Origin of the sequence: Nocardiopsis sp. NPDC101807, from assembly GCF_044766605.1 — a bacterium.
Taxonomy (GTDB): domain Bacteria; phylum Actinomycetota; class Actinomycetes; order Streptosporangiales; family Streptosporangiaceae; genus Nocardiopsis; species Nocardiopsis tropica.
Map to the genome: position 1 here is coordinate 237,757 of NZ_JBIWMK010000002.1, position 16,835 is coordinate 254,591.

General features: G+C 73.3%; 15 protein-coding genes. 8 read left to right on the forward strand and 7 right to left on the reverse strand.

The window, feature by feature from the left end:
• Positions 1–152 precede the first annotated feature (152 nt).
• From ACIRPH_RS06190 to ACIRPH_RS06215, 6 genes are all read left to right on the forward strand, one after another.
• Entirely contained in the window at positions 153–863 is a 711-nt protein-coding gene (locus ACIRPH_RS06190) for a phosphotransferase family protein (protein WP_402910013.1), read from the forward strand.
• Positions 864–1,158: 295 nt separating this feature from the next.
• Positions 1,159–3,507: a phosphoketolase gene (locus ACIRPH_RS06195; RefSeq protein WP_402910016.1), complete on the forward strand. Its 2,349-nt coding sequence runs from the start codon at positions 1,159–1,161 to the stop codon at positions 3,505–3,507.
• Positions 3,507–4,586, forward strand: a complete 1,080-nt coding sequence (locus tag ACIRPH_RS06200; protein WP_402911597.1) for an acetate/propionate family kinase — start codon at positions 3,507–3,509, stop codon at positions 4,584–4,586. Before ACIRPH_RS06195 ends, ACIRPH_RS06200 begins: the two co-directional genes overlap by 1 nt.
• A gap of 171 nt (positions 4,587–4,757) precedes the next feature.
• Entirely contained in the window at positions 4,758–5,747 is a 990-nt protein-coding gene (locus tag ACIRPH_RS06205; RefSeq protein WP_402910018.1) for a tyrosine-type recombinase/integrase, read from the forward strand.
• A gap of 46 nt (positions 5,748–5,793) precedes the next feature.
• Complete coding sequence (locus ACIRPH_RS06210; RefSeq protein ID WP_402910020.1) at positions 5,794–6,609, forward strand: exodeoxyribonuclease III; 816 nt, start codon at positions 5,794–5,796, stop codon at positions 6,607–6,609.
• A gap of 15 nt (positions 6,610–6,624) precedes the next feature.
• The gene (locus ACIRPH_RS06215; protein ID WP_344097384.1) at positions 6,625–7,395 is read left to right on the forward strand and encodes an alpha/beta hydrolase; all 771 of its coding nucleotides are present in this window, start codon (positions 6,625–6,627) and stop codon (positions 7,393–7,395) included.
• A gap of 56 nt (positions 7,396–7,451) precedes the next feature.
• On the opposite strand, the gene ACIRPH_RS06220 is transcribed toward ACIRPH_RS06215, so the two are convergent.
• From ACIRPH_RS06220 to ACIRPH_RS06230, 3 genes are all read right to left on the reverse strand, one after another.
• The gene (locus ACIRPH_RS06220; protein ID WP_402910023.1) at positions 7,452–8,252 is read right to left on the reverse strand and encodes a class I SAM-dependent methyltransferase; all 801 of its coding nucleotides are present in this window, start codon (positions 8,250–8,252) and stop codon (positions 7,452–7,454) included.
• Between the two features lie 107 nt (positions 8,253–8,359).
• Complete coding sequence (locus ACIRPH_RS06225; protein WP_402911600.1) at positions 8,360–9,016, reverse strand: response regulator; 657 nt, start codon at positions 9,014–9,016, stop codon at positions 8,360–8,362.
• Complete coding sequence (locus ACIRPH_RS06230) at positions 9,013–10,293, reverse strand: histidine kinase (protein ID WP_402910026.1); 1,281 nt, start codon at positions 10,291–10,293, stop codon at positions 9,013–9,015. The genes ACIRPH_RS06225 and ACIRPH_RS06230 overlap by 4 nt, the downstream gene beginning before the upstream one ends.
• A gap of 297 nt (positions 10,294–10,590) precedes the next feature.
• Here ACIRPH_RS06230 and ACIRPH_RS06235 point away from each other — a divergent pair, with 297 nt between their 5' ends.
• A complete protein-coding gene (locus ACIRPH_RS06235; RefSeq protein WP_402911603.1) occupies positions 10,591–11,973 on the forward strand; it encodes an amino acid permease in 1,383 nt (460 codons plus the stop codon).
• Between the two features lie 305 nt (positions 11,974–12,278).
• The gene (locus ACIRPH_RS06240; RefSeq protein ID WP_402910028.1) at positions 12,279–12,800 is read left to right on the forward strand and encodes a hypothetical protein; all 522 of its coding nucleotides are present in this window, start codon (positions 12,279–12,281) and stop codon (positions 12,798–12,800) included.
• A 194-nt stretch (positions 12,801–12,994) separates the two neighbouring features.
• Here the strand turns inward: ACIRPH_RS06240 and ACIRPH_RS06245 are convergent, their stop codons facing one another.
• From ACIRPH_RS06245 to ACIRPH_RS06260, 4 genes are all read right to left on the reverse strand, one after another.
• Positions 12,995–14,389 carry a hypothetical protein gene (locus ACIRPH_RS06245; RefSeq protein ID WP_402910030.1) on the reverse strand — a complete coding sequence of 465 codons (1,395 nt, stop codon included), beginning with the start codon at positions 14,387–14,389 and terminating at the stop codon, positions 12,995–12,997.
• A gap of 135 nt (positions 14,390–14,524) precedes the next feature.
• A complete protein-coding gene (locus tag ACIRPH_RS06250) occupies positions 14,525–15,760 on the reverse strand; it encodes a site-specific integrase (protein WP_402910032.1) in 1,236 nt (411 codons plus the stop codon).
• A gap of 143 nt (positions 15,761–15,903) precedes the next feature.
• Entirely contained in the window at positions 15,904–16,407 is a 504-nt protein-coding gene (locus tag ACIRPH_RS06255) for a hypothetical protein (protein ID WP_402910034.1), read from the reverse strand.
• Between the two features lie 85 nt (positions 16,408–16,492).
• Complete coding sequence (locus ACIRPH_RS06260; protein WP_402910036.1) at positions 16,493–16,816, reverse strand: hypothetical protein; 324 nt, start codon at positions 16,814–16,816, stop codon at positions 16,493–16,495.
• Positions 16,817–16,835 lie beyond the last annotated feature (19 nt).

The following is a 16,835-nucleotide window of genomic DNA, read 5'->3' on the forward strand; positions in this document are numbered from 1 at the left end:
GCGCTCCCCGCGACCCGCCCCCACCCCGGCGCCGTGCGGGCCCGCCCCCACCGGGCCCCCGGGCCAACTCCCCCCTCCACCCCTTCCCCGCGCGCCGCGCGCCTGGCGCGCGGTCGCACCTGCCCACCCCTCCCCCGACACAGGAGCCACCCATGACAGGCATCACTCACGGTTACACCAACGACACCCGCAGGAGTGGTGGCATCGTGGTCAAACACCACCTCGGCCCCGGCGCCGCACGGCGCCGGGACACCGAGGCCCTCGCCCTGCGCGCCGCCGCCGGTGCGGTGCCCGTCCCCCCGCTCCTGTCCCCCGTGCCGGGCGTGGGCGGCCGCGGCTCCCGGGGCCCTGCCGGAGGCGCCCTGCCGCTGCGCACCGCCTTCGTGGAGGGCGTCCACGCCAAGGACCTGTGGGCGCGCGGGCACGCCGAGCGGGTCATGGCCGCCTGCGGGCGGGTGCTGCGCCTGGTGCACGCCCTGGACCCGGCGGTGCTTCCCGGCCCCGGACCGCTCCCGGGGCAGGTGTTCGTGCACGGGGACTTCGGTCCCAACAACGTGCTGCTGGAGCCCGGCGGCGGGAGGGTGGCGGCCGTCCTGGACTGGGAGTGGGCGCACCCGGGGGCGCCGGTGGAGGACCTGGCCTGGTGCGAGTGGGTGGTGCGCACCTACCATCCGGGCGAGGTCGGGGCGCTGGAGGCGTTCTTCGCCGCGTACGGGGCGCGTCCGCCGTGGGCCGAGCGGCACGCGTGGATGGTGCGCCGCTGCGGGGAGGTGGTCGCGTTCTGGGAGGAGTGGAGGCCCCTCTCCCCCACCACGGGGGTGCGCCGTGCCCAGTTGGCGGCCACGCGGGCCTGGCGGGGGTGAGGGCTTCCCCGGGCCGTTCCCGGGGTGGGGGCTCCTTCCCGGCCCTTCCGGCCCGCGTCCGCGTCCCTGCCCGCGCCCGCCGCCGCAGGGGGCGCCCGCGGCGGCTGGCCGGGCGTTTCCCGTTCCGGTATCTGGGCAGGCGCTGCCAGGAGACCCGAGCGGGTAGTGGCGCCGGGGCGCCGGCGGGTTCGCGGCGCGTCCGTGCGGTGCGCGGGTGGCGGGCGGGTCCTGCCCCGGCAGGCCGTCCGGTCCGCCCCTGCCGCTCACGGCACCGCCCTGTGGGGAGGCACACGGTATGGCCCTTGACCATGACGAGTTGCGGCGTGTCGACGCGTACTGGCGTGCGGCGAACTACCTGTCGGTGGGGCAGATCTACCTGTTGGACAATCCGCTGCTGCGGGAGGAGTTGCGGCCCGAGCACATCAAGCCGCGGCTGCTGGGGCACTGGGGCACCACCCCGGGGTTGAACTTCTGTTACGCGCACCTGAACCGGGTGATCAGGGAGCGCGATCTGGACATGGTCTACGTCATGGGTCCGGGGCACGGGGGGCCGGCGGCGGTGGCGAACGCGTGGTTGGAGGGCGGTTACACCGAGGTGTATCCGCACGTCACGCGGGACGAGGAGGGGATGCGGCGGTTGTTCCGCCAGTTCTCGTTCCCGGGGGGTGTGCCCAGCCATGCGGCGCCGGAGACGCCGGGGTCGATCCATGAGGGCGGTGAGCTGGGGTATTCGCTGGTGCACGCGTTCGGTGCGGCCTTCGACAACCCGGATCTGGTGGTCTCGTGCGTGGTGGGTGACGGTGAGGCCGAGACGGGCCCGTTGGCGGGCAGCTGGCACTCCAACAAGTTCCTGGACCCGGTGCGGGACGGGGCGGTGCTGCCGATCCTGCACCTGAACGGGTACAAGATCGCGAATCCGACGGTGTTGGCGCGGATCCCGGAGGAGGAGCTCCTCAAGCAGTTGGAGGGGTTCGGGTACCGGCCGCTGGTGGTCGGCGGTGAGGATCCGGTGTACATGCACCGCCGTATGGCGCAGGTGCTGGACGAGGCGTTGGAGGAGATCGCGCGGATCCAGCGGGTGGCGCGGTCCTCGGGCCTGGAGGGGCGTCCGGTGTGGCCGATGGTGGTGCTGCGTTCGCCCAAGGGGTGGACGGGGCCGCGGGAGGTCGACGGGGTGGCGGTGGAGGGGACGTGGCGCTCGCACCAGGTGCCGTTGGGGCAGGTGCGTGCCGATGCCGGGCACCGGCGGATGCTGGAGGAGTGGATGCGCTCCTACCGGCCGGAGGAGCTGTTCGGGGGGTCGGGGGCCCCGGTGGCGGAGTTGCGGGAGTGGGCGCCGGCGGGGGCGCGGCGGATGAGTGCGAATCCGCATGCCAACGGCGGTTCGCTGTTGCGGGACCTGGTGGTGCCGGACTTTCGCGAGTACGGGGTGCGGGTGTCGGGCAACGGCAAGCAGAGCAGTGAGGCGACGCGGGTGCTGGGGTGTTTCCTGCGTGATGTGCTGCGCCGCAACCCGGACTCGTTCCGGATCATGGGGCCGGACGAGACGGCGTCGAACCGGTTGGCGCCGGTGTTGGAGGCCTCGGACAAGGTGTGGCAGGCGCAGGTGCTGGACTCGGACGAGCATCTGGGGCGGCACGGGCGTGTGATGGAGGTGCTCAGTGAGCACATGTGCCAGGGGTGGTTGGAGGGGTACCTGCTGACGGGGCGGCACGGGTTGTTCAACTGCTACGAGGCGTTCGTGCACATCGTGGATGCGATGTTCAACCAGCATGCGAAATGGTTGAAGGTGACGCGGGGGCTGCCGTGGCGGCGGCCGATCGCGTCGTTGAACTACCTGTTGACGTCGCATGTGTGGCGTCAGGACCACAACGGTTTCACGCATCAGGATCCGGGGTTCCTGGATGTGGTGCTGAACAAGCCGGCGGAGGTGGTGCGGGTGTATCTGCCGCCGGACGCGAACACGTTGTTGTCGGTGGCCGACCACTGTCTGCGTTCGCGGGACTACGTGAACGTGGTGGTGGCGGGCAAGCAGCCCGCTCTGGACTTCTTGTCGGTGGAGGAGGCGGTGGCGCACTGTACGCGCGGGATCGGGATCTGGGAGTGGGCGAGCACGGGCGCGGGTGAGGATCCGGACGTGGTGTTGGCGTGTGCGGGTGATGTGCCGACGTTGGAGACGTTGGCGGCGGCGGACCTGTTGCGGCAGTTGTTCCCGGAGTTGCGGGTGCGGGTGGTCAATGTGGTGGACCTGATGAGGTTGCAGCCGCCGAGCGCGCATCCGCACGGGTTGCCCGACGCGGAGTACGAGGCGTTGTTCCCGGTGGGCACGCCGGTGGTCTTCGCGTTCCACGGGTATCCGTGGCTGGTGCACCGGCTGGCGTACCGGCGTGCGGGGCACGGGGACCTGCATGTGCGCGGGTACAAGGAGGAGGGCACCACGACGACGCCGTTCGACATGGTGATGCTCAACGACCTGGACCGGTTCCATCTGGTGATGGATGTGATCGACCGGGTTCGGGGGTTGGGCGGGCGTGCGGCGGGGGTGCGTCAGCGGATGGTGGACGAGCGTCTGCGGCACCGGGCGTACACGCGGGAGTTCGGTGAGGATCCGGTGGAGGTGCGTGAGTGGGTGTGGCCGTACTGATGCGTGTTCTGGTGGTCAATGCGGGGTCCTCGAGTCTGAAGTTGAGTGTGGTGGGGCCGCGGGATGAGGTGCTGGCGTCGGAGTCGGTGCCGGTGCGGCGCGGTGTGTGGGACCGGGGTGCGGTGCGGGCGGCGCTGGAGGGGTTTCCGGCGGTGGAGGCGGTGGGGCACCGGGTGGTGCACGGGGGGCGCGAGTTCGTGTCGCCGGTGCGGTTGGATGCGCGGGTGGTGGGGCGGTTGAGGGCGTTGGGGGATCTGGCGCCGTTGCACCAGCCCAAGTCGTTGGCGGGGATCGAGGCGGTCGGGGAGGTGTTGCCGGGGCTGCCCGCGGTGGCGTGTTTCGACACGGCCTTTCACGCGGGGATGCCGCCGGAGGCGTCGACGTATGCGGTGCCGGAGCGGTGGCGGAGCGAGTGGGGGGTGCGGCGGTTCGGGTTCCACGGGCTCTCGCACGCGTATGCGTGGCGTCGGGCGGTGGAGGTGGCCGGTGGTGTGCGGCGTGTGGTGACGGCGCATCTGGGGGCGGGGGCGTCGTTGGCGGCGGTGCTGGAGGGGCGTGGTGTGGACACGACGATGGGGTTCACGCCGTTGGAGGGGCTGGTGATGGCGACGCGGTCGGGGAGCGTGGATCCGGGGATGGTGGTGTGGCTGCACCAGCATGCGGGGTTGGCGGTGGAGGAGATCGCGGAGGCGTTGGAGCACGAGTCGGGGGTGTTGGCGTTGGCGGGGTCGGCGGACATGCGTGAGGTGTTGGGGCGTGTGGACGCGCAGGCGGTGTTGGCGGTGGGGGTGTATGTGCACCGGTTGCGTGCGGGGGTGGCGGCGATGGCGGCGTCGTTGGGCGGGTTGGACGCGTTGGTGTTCACCGGTGGTGTGGGTGAGGGGTCGGCGTTGGTGCGGGCCCGTGTGGCGGAGGGGTTGGGGTTTTTGGGTGTGGAGGTGGATGCGGGGGTGAACGAGGGTGTGGGTGTGGAGGGTGAGGTGAGTGCTGTGGGGGCTGCGGTGCGGACGTTGGTGGTGCACGCGCGTGAGGACGTGGAGGTGGCGCGGGGGGTGCGGGAGGTGGTGGGCGGGGGGTGAGGCGGGTGGGTGCGGGGGTGCGGGGGCCCGTGCCCCCGTTTTTCGTGCCGGGGGCGGGGGTGGGCCACTCCCCCGCCGGGGTCCGCTCCCCCGTCGGGTGGGCGCCCGTGGGGCGGGCGACACCTGGGGTGCGGGGGTGGAAGTGCCTGCGGTATCGGGGATGCTGTGGTCATGGATGTTGAACAGGGGTCCGTGGTCGAGGCCGTGGAGCAGTACCTGGTGGCGCGGCGTGCGGCCAAGCCCTCCCCCCACACGGTGGCCGCCTACCGGCGTGACCTGCTGGGTGTGTTGGCGTGTGTGGGCCGTGTGCGGGGTGTGGATCCGGGGGCGGTGGTGTGGTCGGACCTGGATGCGACGGTGCTGCGGGGGGCGTTCGCGGAGTTCGCGGCCGAGCGTGCGGCCTCCAGCGTGCTGCGTGCGTGGTCGACGTGGAACGGGTTCTTCGCGTTCTGGGTGTCGGAGCGGGTGGTGGCGGGCAATCCGATGTCGGCGGTGCCGCGGCCGCGGGTGCGGCCCTCGGTGCCCAAGCCGTTGATGGGCGAGGACACCCCGGAGCGGTTGTTGGAGGCGTTGGCGCGGGGGGCGCGCAAGGCGCGGGATCCGTGGCCGGAGCGGGATCTGGCGGTGTTGGCGCTGGCGCTGCTGACGGGGATGCGTTCGGCGGAGATGCTGTCGTTGCGGGTGGAGTCGGTGGGGGGTCGTGCCGGGGAGCGGCGTATCCGGGTGGTGGGCAAGGGCGGTGGTGAGAGGTCGCTGCCCATCGAGGTGCCGTTGGAGGTGTTGTTGGAGGCCTACCTGGAGTCGCGGCGGGCGCGGTTCGGGGTGGTGCGGGGGTCGGATGCGCTGTTGGTGGACAACCGGGGTGAGGGGTTGCGCCGGGGTGGGCTGCAGTACCTGGTCAAGCAGTGCTACAGGCATGCGGGTGTGCACGACCGGGTGGCGCGGGGGACGCTGGTGCACGCGTTGCGGCACACGTTCGCGACGCGGTTGGCGGAGGACGGGGCGTCGGTCACCGAGATCATGCGTTTGCTGGGTCATGCGTCGTTGTCGTCGTCGCAGGCCTATATCCAGGTGACGGACCGTGCGCAGCGGGAGGCGGCGGGGGCCAACCGTACCTATGGGGTGTTGCGGCGGTTGGGAGGCGGTGAGGTGGCGGGGTGAGTGCGCGGGGGCGCTGCGGGGGTGCGGGGGTGGCTACTCTGTGGGCGTGAATCAGTCGACTTTCGTTGTGTCCACCGTGAACGTCAACGGCCTGCGGGCCGCCGCGAAGAAGGACCCGGGTTTCGTGTCCTGGTTGTCGGCCACCGAGGCCGATGTGGTGTGTGTGCAGGAGACGCGGGCCGAGGCCTCCCAGTTGCCGCAGGAGGTGGTGGCGCCGCAGGGGTGGCATGTGGTGTTGGTTCCGGCGCAGGCCAAGGGGCGGGCCGGTGTGGCGGTGTATTCGCGTGTGGAGCCCGATGCTGTGCTTGTGGGGTTCGGTGAGGCCGAGTTCGAGGGGTCGGGCCGGTACGTGGAGGTGGATCTGGGGGCGGTGACGGTGGCGAGCCTGTACCTGCCCTCGGGTGAGGTGGGTACCCCGCGTCAGGAGGAGAAGGAGCGTTTCATGGAGGCGTTCCTGCCGTATCTGGTGCGGCGCCGCAAGGAGGTGGAGGGGCAGGGGCGGGATCTGGTGGTGTGCGGTGACTGGAACATCGCGCACACCGAGGCGGATCTGAAGAACTGGCGGGGGAACAGGAAGAGTGCGGGGTTCTTGCCCCAGGAGCGGGAGTGGCTGGGGCGGGTCTTCGACGAGGCCGGTTATGTGGACGTGGTGCGGGCGCTGCATCCTGATCAGGAGGGGCCGTACTCGTGGTGGTCCTATCGGGGGCGGGCCTTCGACAACGACACGGGGTGGCGTATCGACTATCAGGTGTGCACGCCGGGGTTGGCGGCGCGGGCGGAGTCGGCCCGGGTGGAGCGGGCGGCCGAGCACGGGGCCCGCTGGTCCGACCATGCGCCGGTGACGGTGCGGTACCGGGCGTAGGGAAGGGGACGGGTCATGGGTGTGCCGATCGTTCTGGTGCATGGTCTGCGGGTGTCGGGGAGTATGTGGCGTCCGCAGGTGGAGTTGTTGGAGGGGCAGGGGTGCACGGTGGTGGCCCCTGATCTTCCCGGGCACGGGTCGCGGCGGGGTGAGGAGTTCTCGCTGGGGCGGGCGGTGGACACGGTGCTGGAGGCGATCGACGGTGTGGGCGGTCGGGCTCTGCTGGTGGGGTTGAGTCTGGGCGGTTTCGTGTCGATCGCGGCTGCGGGTGCTGCGCCGGGTCGTGTGGCGGGGTTGGTGGCGGCGAGTTGTACGGCCAAGCCGGCGCAGTCGTTGGCGCAGGTGTACCGGATTCCGTCGGTGCTGATGGATCGGCTGCCGGACAAGGGTGCGACGCTCAATGAGCGGTTCCACCGGTTGACGTTGCGTGATGGTGCGGCGGAGGCGGTGTTGGACGGTGGTCTGGCGGTGGAGGCGGCCACGGCGGTGATCGACGCGGTCTCGGAGATGGATCCGTTGTCGGCGTTGGCCTCGTACCAGGGGCCGGTGTGGTTGATCAACGGTGCGCGGGACCATTTCCGGATCCATGAGAAGCAGTTCTTCGACGCGTGCGCGGACGGGCGGTTGGTGAATGTGCCCAGGGCGGGGCACATGGTGAGTCTGGACCAGCCGGTGAACTTCTCGCGGATCGTGGCCGATGCGGCGGATGTGGTGGCGGTGCGTGAGCGGGCTGTGGAGGGTGGTGGGGGGTCGCCGCGGGCGGTGGAGGCCGACGGGGCGGGGTGATCGGGGGTGTGTGGGGGGTGGGCCGGTGGCCCGCCCCCCGTTTTTTCTTGTGCGGGTCAGGGGCTGTCGGAGGGGTGGGGTTCGGTCTGTTCGTGGGGGGCGGGGCGCTGCTGGGGTGGGCGGTGGGGGTGGGGGTTGTGGCCGGGCAGGACGGGCAGGCGGAAGTAGATCATGGGGTTGTGGTGGCCGGTGCGGACGGGTTCGTCCAGGCCGAGTTCGCGTTTGAGGTCCTGGATGGCCTGGTGGGTGTGGGGGGCGCGGGCGCTGGAGGCGGTGAAGAAGGGGGTGGTGTTGGTGGCGAGCCATTTGAGGACGATGGCGCCTTCGGTGAAGGGCAGGGCGTGGCGTTGGTGGAAGACGTCGTGGATGCTGACGGGGATGTGGGCGGGGAGGGCGGGCAGGAGGTGGTGCAGGTACCAGCGGGCGAACCAGCCGTTGTGGGCGGCGTCGATGAACAGGTAGTCGGTGTCGGAGGGGATGTGGGCGATCTTGGCGCGTACGTCGCCCTTGGTGAAGGTCCAACGGTTCTGGGCCAGGTGTGGGGGGACGTGGCGGGGGGCGTGGTCGATGATGTCGAAGGAGTAGAGGTGGCCGGTGCCGTTGTCGCGCAGGGCGGAGAGGATCCAGGTGGTGGACCAGCCGTAGTAGGTGCCGATCTCGACGGTGTGGGCGGGGGTGTGTTCGCGCAGGAGCAGGTAGGTGATCTCTGCTTCGATGTCGTCGAGTTGGGGGGTCATGGGGGGGTCGGCGGCCTGGTGGTGGGCGCGCATCTGGTCGCGTACGCGGGCGAGGTCGTCGCGGTGGGTGCGGTAGAGGCCGCTGATGTGGTCGATGTCGATCGCTGACGCGGTTGGCATGCTTCCCCCGTGTGGCTGTCGCGTCCAGAACCTTTTGATGACTGAACGTAGCAGTGTTATCACCCTGTGTTTGCGCAAGGGTGGGTGTGTCGTGGTGTCGTGGGGGGTCAGGGGCCGGTGTTGGGGCGGATGAGTCCGGCGTCGTAGGCGGCGATGACGGCCTGGGTGCGGTCGCGGGCGCCGAGTTTGGCGAGGGTGTGGGAGACGTGGGTCTTGACGGTCTGCACCCCCAGGAAGAGGCGGTCGGCGATCTCGGCGTTGGTCATGCCCTGGGCCATGAGGGTGAGGGTCTGGGACTCGCGTTCGGTGAGGGTGGCGACCGCGCGCGCGGCGGGGGTGGGGGCGGCGGGCCGGGTGGCGGCCAGGTGGCGCAGGGCGGTGGGGAAGAGCAGGGTGTCTCCGCGGTGGGCGATGCGCAGGGCGGCGAGGATGTCCTCGGGCGGGGTGCGTTTGAGGAGGAAGCCGGCGGCTCCGGCGCGCAGGGCGCCCCAGACGTGGTCGTCGTTGTCGAAGGTGGTCAGGACGATGACGCGGGGCGGGTCGGTGAGGGTGGCGTGCAGGGTGCGGGTGGCCTGGATGCCGTCCAGGCGGGGCATGCGCACGTCCATCAGGACCAGGTCGGGGCGGGTGCGGCGCACGAGGTCGGGGACCTCGGAGCCGTCGGCGGCCTGGCCGGTGACCTCCATGTCGGGTTCGGCGTCGATGAGGGCGGCCAGGCCGGCGCGGATGAGGGCTTCGTCGTCGACCAGGTTGATGCCGATCACGGTTGTTCTTTCCATGTCAGGTGCAGGGTGAGCTGCCAGGTGCGGTCGTGGGGGCGGGCGGTGAGGGTGCCGCCGAGAAGGTGGGCGCGTTCGCGCATGCCGGTGATGCCGCGTCCGCCGCGGGGGCGGCGGGGGGTGCGGGTGGTGGGCAGGGGGTTGGTGACGGTGAGGGTGAGGGTGGTGGGTGTGGTGTCCAGACTCAGGGTGAGGGGTTGGCCGGGGGCGTGGCGCAGGGCGTTGGTGAGGGCTTCCTGACTGATGCGGTAGGTCTCGCGGGAGAGCAGGGCGGGCACGCGGGTGGGGTCGCCGCTGACGTGGCAGGTCAGGTCGGTGCCGGTGTGCTGGGTGGCCTGGGCCAGGTGGGGCAGGTGGGTCAGGTCGGGGGGTGTGGTGCGGGGGGTGGCGGTGTCCTCGCGCAGCAGGCCCAGGGCGTGGTCGAGGTCGGCGGTGGCGGTGCGGGCCTGATCGGCGATGTGGGTGAGGGCCTGGCGGGCGAAGGCGGGGTCGGTGTCGAGCAGGCGTGCGGCGGTGGCGGCCTGGAGGGCGACCACGGACAGGGCGTGGCCCAGGGAGTCGTGGAGTTCGCGGGCCAGGCGGTTGCGTTCGGCGAGGGTGTGGGCGCGGGCCTGGGCGGCGGCCAGGCGTTCGGTGGGTGAGGGGCCCAGCAGGCGGGGTGCGGCCAAGGTGAGCAGGTGGCCGGCCAGGGCGACGGTGTAGAGGAGGGCGGCGATCAGCAGCAGGCCCAGGAGGGGGCCGGCCAGGAGTTGGGCGCGGGTGGGTTCTGCGTGGCCGGTGAAGGTCAGGGGGCCCTGGGCGGGGGTGTGGGGGCCGGGGGTCAGGGGTGCGGCGGCCAGGAGGGCGGCTTCGGTGAGGGCGGTCATGGTGAGCAGGCACACGGCCAGGCCCAGGACCATGTGCAGGCACAGGAAGGCGCTGGTGCGGGCGGTGCTGCGCCAGGTGGCGGCGGGGTCGGGGCGGTCGGTGAGGGGGCCGCGCAGCAGGGCGCGGGCCAGGTGGAGTTGGGCGTTGCGCACGCCGGGGATGCGGGCGGTGGCGGCGACGGCGGCCAGGGCCAGGGCGGCGGTCAGGATCCAGGTGGCGGGGCCGGGGGGTGCGTCGGCGTCGACGGTGCGGCCGCCCTGGAGGAGCAGGGAGGCCAGGACGAGGGCGGCCATGGCGTAGGGGGTCAGGAGCGCGCCGCCGATGACGAGGTGGGCCCAGCGGCGGTAGGTGTGGGCGCTGGTGAGCGGGTGCAGGAGCGGGGTGAGGTGGCGCACGTGGGTGATCGTGGCACAGAGGGGCGGGGGTGCGCCTCCCCCTGGGGGGTGAGGCGGGTGGGGGGCGGGGCCTCTCCCCCGGGTGGCGGGCGCCGGGGTGGTGGCGGGCCGGGGGTGTGTCGTGCTGACCACATTCGTGTGGTCATGGGCTGTTTATTGTGGGGTCGGTGCACGTGGGGGGCCCGTGCTGCTCCTAGTGTGGGGCTGGTGACGAGCAGTGTGACGCCGCCCGGTGGGGCGGCCAAGGGGACAGGCGGCACGGGCGCGGGGCTGGCGCACTCGCTGAGGCGGCGCCACATGGCGCTGATCGCGATCGGCGGATCGGTGGGCGCGGGGCTGTTCATCGGCTCCGGTTCGGTGATCCGGATGGCGGGGCCGGCGGCGGTGGTGTCCTACGTGCTGGCCGGCGCGCTGGTGTTCCTGACCTTGCGCGCCCTGGGCGAGATGGTGGTGGCGGTACCGGCGGGGGGTTCGTTCTCCGACTACGCCCGGTTGGCGTTCGGCCCCTGGGCGGGGTTCACGATCGGCTGGGTGTACTGGTGGATGTACGCGGTGCTGGTGGCCGCGGAGTCGGTGGCCGGGGCGGCGATCCTGGGGCGGTGGGCGCCGGGGGTGCCCGGGTGGGCGCTGGCGCTGCTGGTGCTGTTGTCGATGACGGTCGCCAACCTGGTGTCGGTGCGTTTCTTCGCCGAGACCGAGTCGTTCTTCTCCCTGGTCAAGGTGGCCACGATCGTGGCGTTCCTGCTGGTGGGCGGGTTGTGGGCGCTGGGCCTGTGGAGCGGTTCGGACGGGGAGGGGGTCTCCAACCTGTGGGAGCACGGCGGGTTCGCGCCCCAGGGGTGGGTGGCGGTGCTGGCGGCCACGGTGGTGGTGCTGTTCGCCTTCGGCGGGGTGGAGATCATCACGGTGGCGGCGGGCGAGAGCGCCGAGCCCGAGCGGGGCGTGGCCTCGGCGGTGACCAACGTGCTGTGGCGGATCGGGCTGTTCTACGTGGCCTCGATCGTGGTCGTGGTGATGGTGCTGCCGTGGAACACGGTGGACCCGGAGCTGAGCCCGTTCGTGGCGGTGATGGAGCGGGTGGGGGTGCCGGGCGCGGCGCTGATCATGGAGGTGGTGGTCTTCGTGGCGGTGCTGAGCGTGCTGAACGCGGCGATGTACACCTCCTCGCGGATGCTGTTCACGCTCACGCGCCAGGGGGACGCCCCGCGTGTGCTGCGGGGGGTGAACCGCCGCGGTGTGCCGGTGCGGGCGATCCTGCTGGGCACGGTGGTGGGGTACGCGGCGGCGGTGGCCGACTACCTGTGGCCGGGGCGGGTGTTCCCGTTCCTGGTGGCCTCGATCGGCGCGATCCTGCTGATCCTGTTCCTGACGATCTGCGCCTCCCAGCTGGTGCTGGGTGCGCGGGTGCGCCGCCGTGAGCCCGAGCGCCTGTCGTTGCGGATGTGGGCGTTCCCGTATCTGACGTGGGTGGTGTTGGCGGGGCTGGTGACGATCTTCGTGGCGATGGTGGTGATCCCCGACCAGCGCCAGGCGCTGTGGGCGTCGGTGGGTTCGGTGGCGGTGGCGCTGGTGGCGTACGCGTTCCGGCGCCGGTGGGGGTCCAGGCCCTCGGACCGGGTGCTGGAGCTGCCGGACCGGCCGGGGGCGGAGGGGCTCCGGCGCGACCCCGCGGCCCCGTGAGGGGCGGGGCCGGCGGTGGCCGGCCCCGGGGTGGGTGGAGGGGGCCGTCGTCCGGGTGCGGGCGGCGGCCTTCGCCGTCGGCCGGGTGTGGGGGGGCGTGTGCTCGGTGCGGGTGCGTTTCGCCGCCGTTCGCGTGCTGTGGTCCCGGCGGTGCGGGCGGTCCGCTTCGGCGGGTTCTGCGGCCCGGTGGGCGGGTGGGGCGCCACGCGACCACCGGTGTCCGAGATGCGGTCATTTGTGCGATTTTGTGCTGAACTTGTTTTTTGTCGCTAGGGTGCTGCGCAACCCCTGAGAGGAGCACCCCCGTGCGACACTTCGTCGGCTTCCTGTCCGGTCTGATCCTGGGTCCCGTGCTGGTCCTGGTGTGCGGATGGGCCTTCGCCCACCTGCGCGGCCTGCACGCGGCCGGCCTGGGAGCCCTGCAGGGCTCCGGGCCGGTGGCGGTCGCGGGCCTGGTGGGCGTGGGCGTCCTGGTGGCGCTGGTCGCGGTCCCCCCGCGGCTGACGCCGATGCTGCCCTTCGGCGCGGCGCTGGTCCTGGGCGCCCTGACCGCCCTGTCCCTGGTGCGGATGCCCCTGCTGGAGCGGCTGCCCCAGGTCCCCGGCGCCGAGGGCGCCCTGGTCCTTCTCCCCCTGGGCGTGTTCGTCCCGCTCGCGCTCGTGCTGTTCGCCCCCCTGTTCGTGGGCGGGCGCTGGCGCCGCGAGCCCGAGGGCCCCAGCGAGGAGGAGGTGTACTTCGACGGGCTCTACGAGGAGGACGACGAGGAGGACCGCGCTCCGCGCGCGGGCGCGCACTCGGCCCCCCACTCCCCCCGGCACCGCGCCTGAGCCCCTTTCCGGCCCGTCCTGCCCGCGGCGCCCCCGTCCGGTCCTGCGGACGGGGGCGCCGCCGTGTCCGGGGCTCTCGCGGCGCGCCGGGCTCCCCCGGCGGGCGCGGAGCCGTGCCCCTCCCGGGGGTGTCCGGTGCGCGGGGCCCGTCCGGTGCGGTCCCCGCCGTGGCGGGAGCGGTCCCCCGGGGCGCATCAGCGCCAGGTGGGTCCCCAGTTGGCGCTCTTGGACACCCCGGGCGGCAGGGGCGGCAGGATCCCGGTGCCGGGGGTCCCGGGGCGCGGGGCGGCCCGGCCGGGGGGCTCGGGCGCGGGCGGCGCGGGCTCCGGGGGGCGCGTCCCGGCCGGGGGCCCGGGGTCCGGCGCCGGCGGCACGGGGAAGGGCTCGGTCCACGGCTCGGCCGGGGGTGCGGCGGGGGGCGGGGCCGGTGCGGGGGGCTCCTCGGGCAGGAAGCCGCGCACGCGCCCGGGCTCGGGGTCGTCCACGGCCAGGACGGGTTCGGGGATGGGGGTGTGCTCGCCCTCGTCGTCGCTGGGGATGGCGGGTTCGGCCGGGGCGACGCGCTTCCACCACAGGGCGGCCTCCTCCTGGGGCAGTTCGGACTCCACCTCCAGCCATCCGCGGACCTGGGGGTGGCGCCGTCCGGCGTTCCAGGAGCGGGGGTAGGGCTGTTCGTCCAGGACCAGGACGGGCTCGCCGTCCACGGTGGGGATCTCGGCGGGCACGCCCTCGTTCCAGACCCAGGTGCCGTCGTGGGCGACCAGGTTCCACCAGCCGCGCACGGTCTGGGCGGCGGGGTCGGGGTCGCTGTCGCGGAAGGCGGCGACCCAGCGCGGGTCGGGCGGGTCCCCGGCCAGGCCCTGGCCGCGGGGGCCGACGAGGGCGTCGGCGAGCAGGGTGTGGAGCTGGAAGTTGTCGCCGATGCCGTCGAAGAGGACGCGGAAGGCGCGCTGGGAGTGGCGGTCCATGACCAGGGCGCTGGTGGCCTCGGCCATGCGCAGCAGGGCGCGGACCTCGTCGAACTCGGTGAGCAGGTCGCTGAGCTGGTTGGCGACGGCCATGAGTTCGGCGTGCAGGGAGGGTGTGCGGCGGACCAGGGAGCGCACGGAGGCCTCACCGAGCATGGTGCGGGCGGCCAGGCCGTGGCGGCGGATGGTCCACCAGCACATGGTGGCGTTGGGGGCGTCGGCGCCGAGTTCGGCGGCCACGCGGGCCTCGGCGTCGGCGGTCACGGAGTCGGGGTCGGGGGGCGGGCCGCCGCCGGTGCGCTCCCAGGCGCGGACGAAGACGATGGCGCCCTTGCCCATGGTGCGCAGGCGGTGCAGGACCTCGGGGCCGGTGGGGCCGGGGTCGGTGCCCATCTCGACGAGGGCTCCGGCGACCACGGACAGGTCGGCGATGATGCCGGGGGCGGCGTGGTCCCCGGAGAGCAGGGGGGCCAGGGCCTCCAGGGCGAGTTCGCGCTCGGAGGCGGGGATGCGGGAGGCGAGCACGTAGACCGTGTGCACCGCCGCAGGGAAGTGGCGGGGGTCCGTGGCGACCGAGGCGTCGATCAGTTGCTGGAACGCCCTGCGAAACTCGTCGACCATGGGTCCGTCCCCTTTCTTACGCAACCAACCTAATGTCTCATCAGGGAAGGATCGCACTTTAATGGGTGATTTCATGTGCTGCTGGTGGGTTTGTTGACGTTTTGAGACGCCGGGGGCGGGAGGGCCCCGCAGGGCTCACAGCCCCAGTCGTGTGACCGCGTTGTCCTCCAGCGGGTTGGCGGTGCGGATGTAGTCGTGCACGGTGCGCGGGTTGGTCCACCGGCCCTGGCGCATGATCTCGCGGTCGGTGGCCCCGCCCAGGGCCGCCTGGGTGGCGAACCCCGCCCGCAGGGAGTGGCCCCCGAAGTCGCCGGGGTCCAGCCCGGCCCGCCGGGCGTAGCGTTTGACCAGCTCGTTCACCGCCCGCCCCGACATCGCCCGCTCCCCCACCAGGCCGTGCCGGGTGACCGTGGGCAGCAGCGGGCGCTCGGATCCGTCGGCCAGGTCGGTGCCCCGCCAGTCCTGGCACCGGTGCGCGGGCGAGGCCGTGGCCGCCGTCCCCTCCACCAGGTCCCGCACCGCCTGCGGCCCGCCGTCGCGGCGCGCCTCCAGCACCTGGGACCAGTCGGCCAGCGCGCACACCGGGCAGGTGTGGCGGTGGCGGCCCCGGGGCAGCGCCACGACCTGGCCGTGGCGCCCCTCCTGGTCGGTCTTGGTCGGGCCCAGCCGCACCACCAGGGCCGGGGTTCCGGTCGAGGCGTCGGTGCGCACCGCCACGTCGTCGAAGGTGAGCGCGGCCAGCTCGGCGCGGCGCAGCGCACCGGCGAACCCGGTCAGCAGCAGCACCGTGTCCCTGCGGCGGCACACCCCTCCGGGGAAGCCGTCGGCGGGGCGCACCGCGAGCAGGGTCTCCAGCGTGGAGAGCACCACCGGGTCCTTGCGGCGCGGCCGGCTCCTGCGGGTGCGGCGGATGCCGCGCAGCGTCATCCGGACCACCTCGGCGCGGGTGGGCGTCTCCAGGCCGTGCGCGCCGTGGACGGCGGCGATGGCCGCGGAGCGCCGCTCGATGCTGGAGGGGGCCAGCGCCCACCCGGAGCCGTCCTCGGTGCGGGCCTGGGCGCAGGCGGCCAGGTAGACGGCCACGTCGACCGGGTCGGCCGGGAGCGACCTGCGGTGCTCGGCCAGGCACCAGGCGGTGAACGAGGTCCAGTCGGCGCGGTAGGCGCGCAGGGTGTTGGGCGACTGGGCGCTGGCCAGGTACCGGCCCAGGGTGCGGGCCTGTTCGTCGTCGAAGCGCTCGCGGACCCGGGCCAGGGCGCGGGTGTCCACCAGGACGCTGTGGGTGACGCGCTCCAGGCGGGCGCGCACGGTCGCGGGCAGGGCGGCCCCGTCGGCCGGTTCGGGGTCCTGGGAGGGGGTGGGTGTGTTCACGGTTATCCATGATGGCCCAGGCGCGGGTGCGGGCGGCACCGCGACGCACGGGGGCGTGCAGGGGTGGTGGCTGGTGTGCCGGGGCGTCCTCGGCTCCGCCGGTCCGGGCCCGCGCGCGGGGGCGGTGCGGCGGGGTCCACGGCTCAGCCGCCGAAGTGGGCGCTCAGGGCGCCCCACAGCTCGGCGGGCGGCATGACCCACAGCAGGGGCGCCGCGGACAGGACCAGGGCGGCCGTGAAGCCGATCGCGGCGATCCTGCGGCGCAGCACCAGGGCGGTGACGGCGCCGGCCGCCGGGACGCCCAGGGCCAGGACCAGCACCCACACCAGGGCGTTGCCGACCGCGTCCATCGCCTCCTGCGGCGCCGGGGCGGTGGGGTCGGCCGCGGCCACGGCGGCGTCCTGCAGGTCCATGGCCGTGAACAGCAGGTTGGCCAGGGCCAGGAAGGTGCCCAGGGCCCACACCAGGGTCAGCACCACCCACAGCAGGGTGATCCTGCGGTCGGGCGGGTCGGCCACGACCACCGGGGTGCGGCTGATCCTGCCCCCGGCGCGCGCCGGGGGCGCGTCGGCCCCCTGCGCGCGGGGGGCGGCGGACACGGTTCCGGTGGGCCGGTCCTTGCGGCGTTTGCGTTTCTTGGGTGACACGCGCCTGTCCTTGGTGGGGTGGGTTCGCTGGTCGCCGCACCCGGCCCGGGGTCCTCGCGGGCGGGCGCGGCCGGGAAGGTGGAGCCTACCCGCCCAGGGAGGTCAGGTGGATGGCCGACACGAACACCACGGGCCAGGCCAGCAGTGCCAGCGCCCACAGGGCGGCTCTGCGGTCCCCGGCGACGGTGGCCACGGCGGCGGCCAGCAGGGGGATCCCGACGGCGGCGCCGAAGGCGAGGGTGAACCACTCGGCCGCCGAACCGGCGTGGGAGTGGGCGTCGACGCCCATCAGGTAGCCCACGGGCCCCAACACCAGGGCGAACAGGGCGAGGACGGCGACGACGACGCGGATGCCGGTGGGGTGGCTGGTGTTGCGGCCACCGCCGGGGGCGGAGGGACGGTCAGACACGGGGGCCGTGGTGCCTTTC